The following is a 12,150-nucleotide window of genomic DNA, read 5'->3' as shown; positions in this document are numbered from 1 at the left end:
GGCACCGGGCCGCTCACCAGCGCACCGGCATACGGCGCACCCCTCGCATCAGCATGCCGGGCAGCCAGCCGCTCGGCGGTCCGTCGAGCGCCAGGTCCGGGCACCGCTCCAGCAGCGAGCGAAGAGCCACATGGGCTTCGAGCCGGGCCAGCGGCGCGCCCAGACAGTAATGGATGCCGTGACCGAAGGCGAGATGTCCGCGGGGCTCGCGCCGGAGGTCGAAGCGGTCGGGCGCCGGATAGCGCGCTGCGTCACGGTCGGCCGCGGTGAGGCCTATCATCACCTCTTCCCCTGCCGCGATCGCCGTGCCGCCGATGTCGAGCGGCTCGGCGGCATAGCGGAAGGTCGCGTTCTCCACCGGTCCGTCGTGGCGCAGGGTCTCTTCGATGGTGCCGTCGAGGAGCGTCATGTCGGCCCGCAGGGCGGCGAGTTGACCGGGATGGCCGAGCAGCGCCCGGACGGTGCCGGAGATCAGGTTGACCGTCGTCTCGTGTCCGGCCACGAGGAGCAGGAACGCCATACCGCGCAACTCCTGCGCGGAGAGCCGGTCACCGTCCTCGGCGGTGGTGCGGATGAGACCGCTGAGCAGGTCGTCGGTGGGACCCGCGCGCCGCTTGTCCTCGATGAGATCGCCCAGATAGTCCGCGAGTTGGACGAAAGCCTTCTGCTCGCTCTCGGCGCTGGTGGGAGCCACCGTCTCCGTGGACAGCGCGCGGAACGCCGCCCGGTCCGGCTCCGGCACCCCGAGCAGCTCGCAGATGACCGTCAGCGGGAGCGGATAGGCGAAGGACTCGACGAGGTCGGCCCGCCCGCGGGGAAGCATCGCGTCGAGCAGCTCGTCGGTGATCTCCTGGATCCGCGGGCGCAGTGCCGCGACCCGCCGGCCGGTGAACTCGCCCGCGATCAGTGTCCGGAGCCGGGTGTGCTGCGGCGGGTCGGCGAACAGCATGTGCCGGCCGATCAGTTCCTCTCCGGCGAAAAAGAACCCCGTCGTGTCCGGGTTCTTGGCCAGTCGCGGGTCGGCGAGCGCGGCCCGCGCCTCCTCGTACCCCACGACGAGCCACGTCTCATGGGTCGCGTCCGGCGACGGCAGCCGCACCCGGTGCACAGGACCGAGCGCGCGTAACTCGGCGTAGACCGGATGCGGATCCTCGGTGAACCGCGCTCCGTACTCCCCCAGATCGATCACGACTCTCCCTCCCGTTGACCCGCCCAACGCACGAGCGCCCTCGCCAGTGCCCGCCCCCGCTCCTCGAACGCCGGATCGGCCGGATCTCGCCCCACCCCCGGTCCAGCGGGCTCTGCAACCGGCTCTTCGCCCCCTCCGCCCCTACCCGACCCAAACCTGGGGCTCCGCCCCGGACCCCGCTCCTCAAACGCCGGAGGGGCTGAAAATCACGCCCGTGAGGGGCTGCGCCCAGGCCACCGCACACCCGCAGCCGGGATCCGGCGTGAGGGGCCGTGCCGGTACATCGGATGCCCGTCGCTTACGCCCGGATCGAGCAGCGGCTCCCCGGAAAACTCACGTCTGATCCAACGGCGACGGGCGGATGTACCGGCACGGCCCCGACCCCCCACCGGAGCCGCACCGCAAGGGGCAGCACACCCAACCCACACCGCAGACGCCAGCGCAGCGAACCCGCACGGCAAACGCCGGCCCAAGCCACCTACACCCCCCACGGCAACCACGCCCGAACCCGGAACCCCCCACCCCCCGGTACCCCGTGCTCAAGCCGCCCTCCCGCCAGCGTCGCCCGCTCCGTCAGCCCGATCAGCCCCTGCCCGGACCCCGGGACCTTCGGTACCGGACCCGGCGGCGCGGGGTTGGCGACGGTCACGGTCAGCCCGGCACCGGCGGACCCCCGTACCGTCACCGTGACCTCCGCACCCGGCGCGTGCTTGCGTGCGTTCGTCAGTCCCTCCTGGGCGATGCGGTACGCGGTGCGGCCCACGGACGCGGGCACGGCGGCGGGGTCGACGACCCGGTTGTCGAGGACGATCTTCGCGCCGGCGGAGCGCGACTCGGCGACCAGCGCGTCGAGCGCCGCCAGCGTCGGCTGCGGCCGCCCCGCCTCGTCGGAGTCACCGGCCCGCAGCACCCCGATGATCTCGCGCAGGTCCTGAAGAGCCTCGTGCGCGCTCTCCCGGATCACCCCCGCGGCCCGGGCGACCTCCTCCCGCGGCGCGTCGGGCCGGAATTCCAGTGCTCCCGCGTGCACGCTCAGCAGCGTGAGCCGGTGCGCGAGCACGTCGTGCATCTCGCGCGCGATCGCCTCGCGCGCGAGCCGCTGCGCCTGCTCGGCCCGCAGCGCCGCCTCGGTCTCGGCCCGCCGCGCGCGGTCCCGCAGACTCAGCATGAGCTGGCGCTTGGACCGTACGACCATGCCCCAGCCGACCACGGCGGAGGTGAGCAGCGCGGTGACGGCGAGGGCGGCGAGGTACGGCAACTCGGGGTCGGGCCGCAGCCAGAAGAACGCCGGGAGCAGCACGAGCTGGACGCCCGCGACCCAGGCCACGTACCGGAAGGGCCGGTGCACGGCGAGGGTGAAGAGGGCCACGAGTCCCGCGCCGCCCGCCGTGTTCGAGACCAGGCCGACGGGGATCATGGCGACGGCCAGGCCCAGCGGCCAGCGCCGGCGCAGCCAGACCGCCGCGCAGGCGAGCGCGCCGATGAGCTGGTCGGCGACGGCGAGCGCGTGCGGGACGTTCGGGTCGTCGGTGAGGGTGTTCGCGGCCGCGAGGCCGATGGCGACGGCCAGCAGGAAGCAGCCGAAGTCGACGACCCAGTCGCGCACGGTGCGCCGGGGCCGTCCGGAGGGTCCGGCGTGCCGGGCGTCGGGGTCGAGGTCCGCGGCCACGGCCGACGGCAGCAGCCAGCGCCGGGCGGCCAGGACCGGCGCTGGAACGTCACGCGGCTCGGGTGTCGGACTGTCACCACTCACGGTCGACAAATCTACGCAGCCGAACTCGCGGCCACCTCTCCGCGAGCCTCTCCGGCGGCCGGAATCGGCACGCTTCAGACCTTCGTCCGACGGGGGAACGGCGCCCTGCGGCTTCGGCCGGACATGCCTCGCCCCGCGGCCGATGCGCATGGGGGGTCCGCGGGGCGAGGGTCGTCCCATGAAACAGGTGCTGGAGATGCGGTCTCGTCGCCCTCGTTCAGGGCGTCCTCGGTCTGGTCCAGGAGGTCACCGGTCGGCTGCAGGGTCGGGACTCGAGCCCGGGTGAACAGCGATCAGGTGTCCGGCAGCCTGGATCAGCAACCGAAGTTGATCAGCTTGAACGTGACGTAGTGGTCCGCGGTGTAGTAGTCCTCCAGGGTCTTCTTGCCGGTCACGATGCGACGGGCGCCCCGTGTCGAGGAGCCGGGCGTCTTGACCGTGTACTCGTGGTAGTAGCCGGTGGACTGGGCGGGCAGCACGCCCTCCCTGTTCTGGAAGACGGCCCCGTCCTGCGAGTACGGGAAGGGGCCGCCCGAGTCGATCAGGTCCAGCGTGTCGTACGCCTGGGACGGCAGCGCGCTGTAACAGATACTGCCGACGGAGGCCGCCGCCGCGTCGGCCGGAGCCACGGCGGTGCCGCCGATGAGCAGAGCGGACATGAGGGCCACGAGGGCGCCGATACGGGTGGTTCGTGGGGGGAATCTCATGAACCCAGGATGATGCGCGTAGATGACATGTCAATGTCAAGCGCGTTGATTTCTTTGGTGAACTCCGGGGAATTTTCTGGGAGTTGATGTGTCGCACAGGGGTCGACTGTCGACCTTCGTCGGAGGACAGCCGACTGCCGGCCCTCGGCGGCCGACTGTCGCCCCCCGTCCGACGAAGGGCGACAGCGAGCCGCCCGCACTCCTAGTAGCTGCCGTACGTCGGCCGGCCTTCGCGCTCGTACGTGTTGATCGCGACGCCGGAACCGGTGATCGTCCCGCCGGTGCGGCGGAACGCGGTGGGGGCGGCACCCTCGGCGAAGAGGCGGCGGCCCTCGCCGAGCAGCACGGGGAAGGTCATCAGGTGCAGGGTGTCGATCAGACCGAGCGCGAGGAGGGACTGGGCGAGGACCGCGCTGCCGTGGATCTGGAGCTCGCCCTCGGTGCGCTCCTTGAGGGCGGTGACCTCTTTGCCGAGGTCGCCGGTGATCACGGTCGTGCCCTCCCAGGCGGGCTCGGTGATCGTCGAGGAGACGACGTACTTGGGCAGCGCGTTCAGCTTGGAGGCGATCGGGTCGGCCGGGTCGGTCATCTTCGGCCAGTAGCCCGCGAAGATCTCGTACGTACGCCTGCCCAGCAGGAACGCGTCGACGTGGGAGAAGTTGTCGACGACGAAGCGCCCGAAGTCGTCGTCGCCGAAGGGAACGCTCCAGCCGCCCTGGCCGAAGCCGCCGCTGGAGTCCTCCTCGGGACCGCCCGGCGCCTGGTGGACTCCGTCGATACTGACGAACGCGGTGAGGGTGAGCTTGCCCATGACGGTGCCTGCTTCCTTGCGGTGGGGTCTGCTGCCATCAGGACAGACCCCACCGGCGCCCGCAACTCATCGGTCCGCGACGAAAACGCCCCGCGTCCTTCCACCGGTCCCGTGCCCCGCACGGGGCTCGCACCCGGTTCCGGTCGACGGCGTACCCCGTGCGGGCCGGGGCTCACCCCGCGCCGGTCGAGAACAGTCCGCCCGTCGGACCCTGCTTGTCGCCGCCCTGGGCCTTTCTCAGGGCGTTGGCGAGGCTCTCGATGGTGAGGGACTGAAGGATCACCCGTCCGTTGCCCTCCAGCGTGGCCAGCGACAGGCCCTCGCCTCCGAAGACCGCGTTCATCAGACCCTGTCGGTTGAGCCCGCCGATCCGCTGGACGCCGTACTGGATGCCCTCCTCGAAGGCGACCACGCAGCCCGTGTCGACCTCGACGCGGCCGCCGAAGTCGGCCGGGTTCAGGTCGATGAAGTTGCCGGCGCCCGCGATGATCACCGTGCCGTGGCCGGTGAACTTCTCCAGAACGAATCCCTCGCCGCCGCTGCGCCCGGTCCGCCCGCCCTGGAAGGCGATGCCGAACTGCACGGTCGACTCCGCCGCCACGAAGGCGTCCTTCTCGGCGAACCACGCGCGCGTGCCGTCGAGCTCCAGGGCGCGCATCTCGCCGGGCAGCACGCCCGCGAAACCGACGGTCCCCTCGCCGCCCGTGGACGTGAAGTACTGGAACGCCAGCGACTCACCCGCGAGCGCGCGCTGACCTGCCTGCATGGCCGTGCCCACGGCCTGGCGCAGCATGCCGCCCCTGCCGCCCTGCTGCCCGCCCCCACCGCCGCCGCCCGACGGTCCGGAGAGCCGCGTCTCCATGGTCACGTTGGTGGTCTTGAACAGGAACTTTCCCGCTTCGCAGTACACGGTCTGGCCGAGGCGCAGGTTGACGACCGCCATCTGCATGGCGTTGCCGACGATTTCTTGCTGAAGAGTCACGCCGTGAGAACGCGGGAAGCGGAGCAAAGAGTTCCGGTCGTCCGGGTGAGGTGCCGGCGTGTGCGCTCACTCCCGCCCCGGCCGGTCCTGATTTCTCGTTGCTCCGATCCTCGCCACCGCTTGTCGTTGCCCCTGACTCCATAGAGGAGATCGGCACCGGAGCCGGCGGTTCTTGCCTGGCTCGGGCCCTGTGCTTGCCCGACACCCGAGATCGCTACGATGCGCCGGTGCCGCGCCCCAGGAGGCGCAGTCACGTTTCCGGAGGGGGATACCTGTGTTCGTGCTGTCCATCCTGCTGCTCATAGTTGCGGTAGTACTTCTTCTCGTCGGCCGCGGCCGCACTCCCGCGGGCCACTGGAAGCTCGGGGCGGCGCTCAGCGCCCTTGCGGGTGTGCTGGCAGGCGCCTTCGCCTGCATCCATGTCGTGAGTGCCTACGAGGTCGGCGTGCCGGTCACCTTCGGCAAGCTCGGCACACCGCTGACCTCGGGCATGCACTTCAAGTCACCGTTCACCGACGTCACGTCCTTCTCGACCCGCCCGGTGGACCTCGACCTCAAGGACAAGGACGTGGTGGAGGTCCGCTCCTCGCAGGGCGGCGTGCTCTACGCGGACGTCACCATCAAGTGGGCCGTGGTGCCGGCCAAGGCGGTCGCGCTGTACCAGCTGGCGGGCAGCGAGGAAGCCGTCGAGGAGCGGCTGGTGCTGCCGGACAGCCGCGAGATCATCCGCAACGTCTTCGCGAAGCACACCAGCGAGGAAGGTTACGCATCCGCCCGCGAGCAGATCAGCACGGAGATCGCCGACCTCGTCAACGAGCGACTGGCACCGCGCGGCATCGACGTCACTTCCGTCAACCTGCGCAATGTGAGGCCGTCGGAGAAGCTGCAGGACCAGATCGACAAGAAGATCCAGCAGGAGCAGGCCACCGAGCGGGCCACCGAGGCGGCGCGTACGGCCAAAGCGGAGGCGGAGCGCAAGCGGATCGAGGCGGAGGGCATCGCCAGTGCCAACAAGATCATCGAGCGGTCGCTGAGCGACAAGGTGCTGTACAACCAGTGCCTCGAGGCATACAAGGAAGCCGCGAAGGCCAACCCGGTGTACGCGGTGCCGTGTGGCACGGACTCGAACGGCACTCCGGTGATCGTGGACAACAGCAAGAACTGACGCCGCCCCGGGCAAGGATTGCCGGCTCATGACGTCCGGCGGCTTCGTCCTCTCCGAGCGGGAGAACGAAGCCGCCGGACCTGCCGGTCACTGGGGAAATGTGCCGGACGGCATGTCCGGGGGCCGGCCGGACGAGCCGCTCCAGGTCTGCCCGGTGCCAAAGCTGTTCCGCTGACATCGACGACCACGGTGAGCCGGGCTGGTCCCGAACCCCGCGCCCGGCGAGTTCGGTGTCCTTTGAGGATCTTGGCGACCCTTGCCGATCAACGCTCATCCATGACGTTTCAGCAGGTCAGACGCCATCATCTGTGTTGGTGCTTCTCGGCTCTTGTCAGCCTGTTCCTATCCTTGCGTCCCCAACGCGTCCTCAACAAGGCCACAAGGCAGCAGATCGAAGACATGGGGGCGATCTCGCCAGCGTAGAAAGGGGTCTCGAACTCGCGCGCAGCGGATTCCCCTTCCAACGCGCAAAGACTCCGCCCCGGATGTCGGGGCAGAGCCTCTATGGCCCTGTTCGCAGGCCAAACGTTGTTTTCGTAGCCTATCCGGCTCGGTCTCCTTCTTCCAGGGTGAGCTGGAGACATCGGGCGGGCTGCGGCTTCGGGCGCTCGGTGTGGAGGATGAACCCTCCGCCAATCGCCGAGTCGGCAGATCTCCACGAACCGGGCGTCAATGAGCAATCCATAGGCGGGCGTTCTGTACCTCTGCATGGTCGGATCCCAGGAAGCGTTCCCATCCGGCAGCGGCGCCTCCAACACCAAAACCGCCCCCGCCGGGTCGCCTGCCGCACCGCCGTCTGCTCGACCCCGGGCAGCACCTGATGTTCACCCACGCGCCGCCCCCGCGGACGCGCGGTCAGCGCCTCACGCCCACCGGCCTGCCACTTCGCCCACCAGCCGTCCGCTGTGACGACCTTGCCCGTCCCGGCCGACACCTGGGCGTTCTTCGCCACCTCCGGTCCGGCGCCGGAAACCATCCAGCACCTGTGGCGGGACGTGTTCACCCAGTGGTTCCCGTCCAACCCGTACCGCAGCCGGGCAGGGCCCGAGATCCTCAGCGTCCGTCCGGCGGCGGGCAAGGCCGGAGGGCGAGGTCGGCGCCGAGCTGTGGCTTCCGGTGGAGCGGGAGGAGGGCTGGCCCCCGGCCCCGCGTGCGGACCTCCGGACCCGCACGCGGCCGGTCAGGCGGGAAGCAGCAGGTACGGGGAGAGGCAGGCCGAGGTTCCGCCGCCCCGGCTGAAGGTCTCCCAGGCGAAGGCGACGATCCCCGCCTGTAACCGGGACTCCACGTCGAGCTTGGCCAGGATCTGCGCAACATGGGCCTTGGCGGTGCGTTCGGTGATGGCGAGCCGTGTCGAGATGGTCCGGTTCGACGCCCCCTTCGCCAGCAGGTGGAACACGTCCAGTTCACGCTCGGAGAGCAGCGGGACCCGGCGCATCACCGTGTCCCAGGCGTGGTCGCGGGTGAGGACTGGGCGGTCCGGAGGGACATGGGTCTTCCGGACGGGTGAGCCGAGGGTGTCGGTAATGCTCATCGTGTTCGGGTACTCCTGCTTTAAGTACGGGGGTGGAATGAGACCGCAGCGGTCGGCCAGTCGAGGCTTGGCGAAATCCGGAGAAAAGTATTTCAGGTTACCCATGGAAACCGGCAGGACTTCTTTTGTCTGCCGACGGCCGAAATTCAGCCGACTGCCTAAGCGTCGGCAAAGCGAAACGTGGGGTATGTTTACCGGAACCGTGCACGAGGTGATCCCGACAGGGGTCATGGCCGCGATGCAGCCCGCCTGAACCGATTCACCTGCGGTGATGAGCGTGGCTCACGGTTTGGATCATGGTTCGTCCGCAGCGTACTGACGGCCGATATTGGCGGACAACCCGTAATCCACCATGTGAGATGAGAGTGGCTTGAATTCGCTGTAAAGATCTGCGGAAAATCGTTTTCCGCGTTATGGGTTCGGTGCGGAATATTCCGCCTGGACGGCCGCCGGTCAGCGCACTCCGGCGAGCCGGAGCAGGGCGGCCGCACCGGCGGCGGCGAGTACGACGAGGAGGAACGGGGCCTTGCGCCAGGCGAGTACGCCGCCCACCGCCACGCCGATCGGGCGGGCCAGGCCCGCGAACCCGTGTCCTTCGGCGAGCGCGGCCGTGGCCGTCAGGGCCGCGAGCAGGACGACGGCGGAGGCCTCCAGCAGTTCCTCCGCCCGCTCCGGGAAGGTGATCCGGGCCCGCAGGGCCGGTCCGGCGAGCCGGAGCAGGAAGGTGCCCCCCGCGAGGGCCAGCATCGCGATGAGCGTCGGGACGGCGTTCTTCATCGGCCGGCTCCTTGGTCGGCTTCCCCCGTCGCCGCGGCGACGGTGAAGAGCGGCAGGGCGGCCAGGGCGACCAGGGCGACCAGCACCGGGAGTCCGGCGGGGAGGAAGGCGGTGGAGGCCAGCGCCAGGACCACTCCGGCCAGGGAGGTCCGCCGCAACTCGCGCTGTTTCAGGGCGGGCAGGATCAGCGCCAGGATCACTGCGGGGAACATGGCGTCCAGGCCGAGGGCGTCGGTGTCGTGGACGACGCTGCCCAGCAGGGCGCCCAGCGCGGCCCCGGTCGGCCAGCAGATCAGGATGCCGAGCCCGCAGGCCCAGTATGCGGCCCGCTTGCGCGGGAGTCCGTCCTGGGCGATGGCGAAGACGACGGTCTCGTCGTTCATCAGGTGTGTGCCGAGCAGGCCCTTCCAGCCGCGGCCGAGGACGTCGGGGACGGCCAGGCCGAACGGCACGTGCCGGGCGTTGACCAGGAGTCCGGCCAGCAGGGCGGCAATCGGACTGCCTCCGGCGGCGATGATCCCGACGAACAGGAACTCGGAGGAGGCGGCGAGGACGAGCGCGCCCATGAGGACCGGGAACCACCAGGCGAAGCCCGAGGTGACCGCGATGGCGCCGTACGACAGGCCGATGACGCCCACCGCGAGGCAGACGAGCGCGATGTCACGCCATTGGGCACGACTGAGAGTTTTCCATAACGAACGCATGGCGTTTATAGTGAACGGTAAGGAAGTGTTCGTCAAGGCGAACGATTGACCATTGGAGCGAACATCTCGTGTCCGAAGCCGACCTCCCGCTCAAGCCGCCGCTCGAAGCGATCGCCGCCTCCCTGCGCGCGGAGCGTGTCCGGGCCGGGCTCTCCCTCACCGAGGTGGCCCGCCGCGCCGGACTGGCCAAGTCCACGCTCTCCCAGCTCGAATCGGGTGCCGGGAACCCCAGCCTGGAGACCCTCTGGGCGCTCTGCGTGGTCCTGGAGATCCCGTTCTCCCGGCTGCTGGCCGCCTCCCGACCCGCGGTCCAGGTGATCCGGGCGGGCCAGGGGCCGGCCGTGGTCTCGGCCGAGGCCGACTACCGGGCCACCCTGCTGGCCGCGTCCCCGCCCGGGGCCCGGCGAGACGTCTACAGCATCGCCGCCGAACCCGGTCCGCAGCGTTCGTCCGCCCCGCACATGCCGGGCGTGGTGGAACACGTGGTGATCGGTACGGGCCGGGCGCTGGTCGGGACCGCGCAGGAACCGGTGGAACTTCTGCCGGGCGACTACATCGGCTACCCGGCCGACGTCCCGCACGTCTTCCAGGCGCTGGAGACCGGCACCACTGCGGTGCTGGTCTCCGAGCACCTCTGACTTCGGCCCTCGGGCCGGGGACACACGACGGGCTCAGTGCCCCATGCCGAGGCCGCCGTCCACAGGGATGACGGCTCCGGTGATGTACCCGGCTTCCTCGGAGGCGAGGAAGCGCACGGCGGCGGCGATCTCCTCCGGCTCCGCGCTGCGCGCCAGCGGCACTTTGCCCAGGAACGCGGCGCGCTGCTTTTCGCTCAGTGCCCTCGTCATGTCGGTCTCGACGAAACCGGGCGCCACCAGATTGCAGGTGATCCCGCGCGAGCCCAGTTCGCGGGCGACCGAGCGGGCGAAGCCGACCAGACCGGCCTTGGAGGCCGCGTAGTTGGCCTGCCCCGCCGCACCGAGCAGGCCCACCACGGAGGAGATCAGGACGATCCGGCCCCGACGGGCCTCCACCATGCCGGTGGCGGCGTGCTTGACGATCCGGAACGCCCCCATCACGTTGGTGTCCAGGACCGCGGCGAAGTCCTCCTCGGCCATACGCAGGACCAGCTGGTCCCGCGTGATACCCGCGTTGGCCACGAGCACCTCGACCGGGCCGTGCGCTTCCTCGACCTCGTGGTAGGCCTTCTCGACCTGCGCGGAGTCGGTGACGTCGCACCGCACGGCGAGGCAGCCGAGCCGGAGCGCGGCCTCCGGCGGCTCGCCGGAGCGGTAGGTCAGCGCGACCTTGTCGCCGGCTTCGGCGAAGGCGAGGGCAACGGCGAGGCCAATGCCCCGGTTTCCTCCGGTGACCAGGACGGAACGGCTCATCGGTTCAGCGCACCTTTGCTCGGATCATCTCTGATGTGTCTGGGGGACCGTGGATCAGGCAATCTTGTGGACCCAGCCGAACGGGTCGGGCCGCTCGCCGGACTGGATCCCGGACAGTTCCGCACGCAGCCGGGCGGTGACCGGGCCGGGCTTGCCGCCGCCGATCGTCCAGCCGCCGTCCTTGCTCTTGACCTCGCCGACCGAGGTGATCATGGAGGAGGTGCCGCAGGAGAACACCTCGGTGAGGCGGCCCGACTCGGCGTCGGCCCGCCAGTCCGCCACGCCGATCCGCCCCTCCTCGGCCGTGTAGCCCAGTTCGGCGGCCAGGGTGAGGACGGAGTCCCGGGTGATGCCGGACAGCAGGGAGCCGGACAGCTCCGGGGTGACCAGCCGGTCGCCGTAGACGAAGAACATGTTGCTGGTGCCCATCTCGTCGACCCAGCGACGCTCGGCGGAGTCCAGCCAGACCACCTGGTCACAGCCCATCTCCTGGGCCTGCGCCTGGGCCACCAGGGTGCCGGCGTAGTTGCCGCCGCACTTGGCCTCGCCGGTGCCGCCGGGGGCGGCGCGGGTGTAGTCCTCGGAGAGCCAGACCGTCAACGGCTTGGCCCCGGCCTTGAAGTACGCAGCGGCCGGGGAGGCGATCACCATGAACCGGTAGGCGCTGGACGGGCCGTAGAAGCCGATCGTGCGCTGCGTGGCGATCATGAAGGGGCGTAGGTAGAGGCTGTGGCCCGGCTGCTCCGGCACCCAGTCCCGGTCGGTGGTGACCAGGAGTTCCAGGGCCTCGACGAAGGTCGCCTCGGGCAGTGGTGGCATGGCCATGCGCTCGCAGGAGCGGTTGAGGCGGGCGGCGTTGGCGTACGGACGGAAGGTGACCACCGATCCGTCGGGGCGGCGATAGGCCTTGAGGCCCTCGAAGACCTCCTGGCCGTAGTGGAACACCTGGGTGGAGGGGTCGAGGACGAGCGGTCCGTACGGCGTGATCCGGGCGTCGTACCAGCCGCGCTCCCGGTCCCAGTCGACGCTGATCATATGGTCGCTGAACACGTCGCCGAACGCGGGTGCCTCAAGCACTCGGGCGCGCTCCGCGATAGAGAGCCGCTCGGCCGGTTCGGTAGTGAAGGTGATGGGCAT

13 protein-coding genes and 1 pseudogene are annotated in these 12,150 nt (G+C 70.1%); 4 read left to right on the top strand and 10 right to left on the bottom strand.

The window, feature by feature from the left end:
• Positions 1-13: 13 nt before the first annotated feature.
• From OG410_RS32700 to OG410_RS32680, 5 genes are all read right to left on the bottom strand, one after another.
• A complete protein-coding gene (locus OG410_RS32700) occupies positions 14-1,189 on the bottom strand; it encodes a cytochrome P450 family protein (protein ID WP_329302398.1) in 1,176 nt (391 codons plus the stop codon).
• Positions 1,190-1,667: 478 nt separating this feature from the next.
• Complete coding sequence (locus tag OG410_RS32695) at positions 1,668-2,942, bottom strand: sensor histidine kinase (RefSeq protein ID WP_329302397.1); 1,275 nt, start codon at positions 2,940-2,942, stop codon at positions 1,668-1,670.
• Positions 2,943-3,256: 314 nt separating this feature from the next.
• Positions 3,257-3,649: a ribonuclease gene (locus OG410_RS32690; RefSeq protein WP_329302396.1), complete on the bottom strand. Its 393-nt coding sequence runs from the start codon at positions 3,647-3,649 to the stop codon at positions 3,257-3,259.
• Positions 3,650-3,851: 202 nt separating this feature from the next.
• The gene (locus OG410_RS32685; protein WP_329302395.1) at positions 3,852-4,460 is read right to left on the bottom strand and encodes a dihydrofolate reductase family protein; all 609 of its coding nucleotides are present in this window, start codon (positions 4,458-4,460) and stop codon (positions 3,852-3,854) included.
• A gap of 172 nt (positions 4,461-4,632) precedes the next feature.
• Entirely contained in the window at positions 4,633-5,442 is an 810-nt protein-coding gene (locus tag OG410_RS32680; RefSeq protein WP_329302394.1) for an AIM24 family protein, read from the bottom strand.
• Positions 5,443-5,716: 274 nt separating this feature from the next.
• On the opposite strand from OG410_RS32680, the gene OG410_RS32675 reads away from it, so the two are divergent.
• The 3 genes and pseudogenes from OG410_RS32675 to OG410_RS32665 form a co-directional block, all read left to right on the top strand.
• The gene (locus tag OG410_RS32675; RefSeq protein WP_329302393.1) at positions 5,717-6,607 is read left to right on the top strand and encodes a prohibitin family protein; all 891 of its coding nucleotides are present in this window, start codon (positions 5,717-5,719) and stop codon (positions 6,605-6,607) included.
• 28 nt (positions 6,608-6,635) lie between these two features.
• Positions 6,636-6,782: a hypothetical protein gene (locus OG410_RS32670; RefSeq protein ID WP_329302392.1), complete on the top strand. Its 147-nt coding sequence runs from the start codon at positions 6,636-6,638 to the stop codon at positions 6,780-6,782.
• 730 nt (positions 6,783-7,512) lie between these two features.
• Positions 7,513-7,599: pseudogene (locus OG410_RS32665) on the top strand (AraC family transcriptional regulator); the annotation flags it as partial.
• A 188-nt stretch (positions 7,600-7,787) separates the two neighbouring features.
• Here the strand turns inward: OG410_RS32665 and OG410_RS32660 are convergent.
• From OG410_RS32660 to OG410_RS32650, 3 genes are all read right to left on the bottom strand, one after another.
• Positions 7,788-8,141: a LuxR C-terminal-related transcriptional regulator gene (locus OG410_RS32660; RefSeq protein WP_328672345.1), complete on the bottom strand. Its 354-nt coding sequence runs from the start codon at positions 8,139-8,141 to the stop codon at positions 7,788-7,790.
• A 453-nt stretch (positions 8,142-8,594) separates the two neighbouring features.
• Entirely contained in the window at positions 8,595-8,918 is a 324-nt protein-coding gene (locus tag OG410_RS32655; protein ID WP_329302391.1) for an AzlD domain-containing protein, read from the bottom strand.
• A complete protein-coding gene (locus OG410_RS32650) occupies positions 8,915-9,622 on the bottom strand; it encodes an AzlC family ABC transporter permease (RefSeq protein WP_329302390.1) in 708 nt (235 codons plus the stop codon). The genes OG410_RS32655 and OG410_RS32650 overlap by 4 nt, the downstream gene beginning before the upstream one ends.
• Before the next feature lie 68 nt (positions 9,623-9,690).
• Here OG410_RS32650 and OG410_RS32645 point away from each other — a divergent pair, with 68 nt between their 5' ends.
• Positions 9,691-10,260 (top strand): helix-turn-helix domain-containing protein, encoded by a 570-nt coding sequence (locus OG410_RS32645; protein WP_328672342.1) that lies wholly within the window; start codon positions 9,691-9,693, stop codon positions 10,258-10,260.
• Between the two features lie 33 nt (positions 10,261-10,293).
• Here the strand turns inward: OG410_RS32645 and fabG are convergent, their stop codons facing one another.
• Together fabG and OG410_RS32635 are read right to left on the bottom strand one after the other, a co-directional pair.
• On the bottom strand, positions 10,294-11,013 hold the full coding sequence (gene fabG / locus OG410_RS32640) for a 3-oxoacyl-[acyl-carrier-protein] reductase (protein ID WP_328672341.1): 720 nt from the start codon (positions 11,011-11,013) through the stop codon (positions 10,294-10,296).
• A gap of 54 nt (positions 11,014-11,067) precedes the next feature.
• A complete protein-coding gene (locus OG410_RS32635; RefSeq protein WP_329302389.1) occupies positions 11,068-12,150 on the bottom strand; it encodes a branched-chain amino acid aminotransferase in 1,083 nt (360 codons plus the stop codon).

Origin of the sequence: Streptomyces sp. NBC_00659, assembly GCF_036226925.1 — a bacterium.
In the GTDB taxonomy this organism is placed as follows: domain Bacteria; phylum Actinomycetota; class Actinomycetes; order Streptomycetales; family Streptomycetaceae; genus Streptomyces.
The sequence above is the reverse complement of the archived record's forward strand: the minus strand, read 5'-3'. Positions and strand labels throughout refer to the sequence as shown.

What these genes read in the sequence shown, in the direction of transcription:
- OG410_RS32685 (WP_329302395.1), bottom strand. Translation starts at nt 4,460, where the DNA reads ATGGGCAAGCTCACCCTCACCGCGTTCGTCAGTATCGACGGAGTCCAC.
- OG410_RS32655 (WP_329302391.1), bottom strand. Translation starts at nt 8,918, where the DNA reads ATGAAGAACGCCGTCCCGACGCTCATCGCGATGCTGGCCCTCGCGGGG.
- OG410_RS32650 (WP_329302390.1), bottom strand. Translation starts at nt 9,622, where the DNA reads ATGCGTTCGTTATGGAAAACTCTCAGTCGTGCCCAATGGCGTGACATC.
- OG410_RS32635 (WP_329302389.1), bottom strand. Translation starts at nt 12,150, where the DNA reads ATGCCCATCACCTTCACTACCGAACCGGCCGAGCGGCTCTCTATCGCG.
- OG410_RS32690 (WP_329302396.1), bottom strand. Translation starts at nt 3,649, where the DNA reads ATGAGATTCCCCCCACGAACCACCCGTATCGGCGCCCTCGTGGCCCTC.
- fabG (WP_328672341.1), bottom strand. Translation starts at nt 11,013, where the DNA reads ATGAGCCGTTCCGTCCTGGTCACCGGAGGAAACCGGGGCATTGGCCTC.
- OG410_RS32660 (WP_328672345.1), bottom strand. Translation starts at nt 8,141, where the DNA reads ATGAGCATTACCGACACCCTCGGCTCACCCGTCCGGAAGACCCATGTC.
- OG410_RS32670 (WP_329302392.1), top strand. Translation starts at nt 6,636, where the DNA reads ATGACGTCCGGCGGCTTCGTCCTCTCCGAGCGGGAGAACGAAGCCGCC.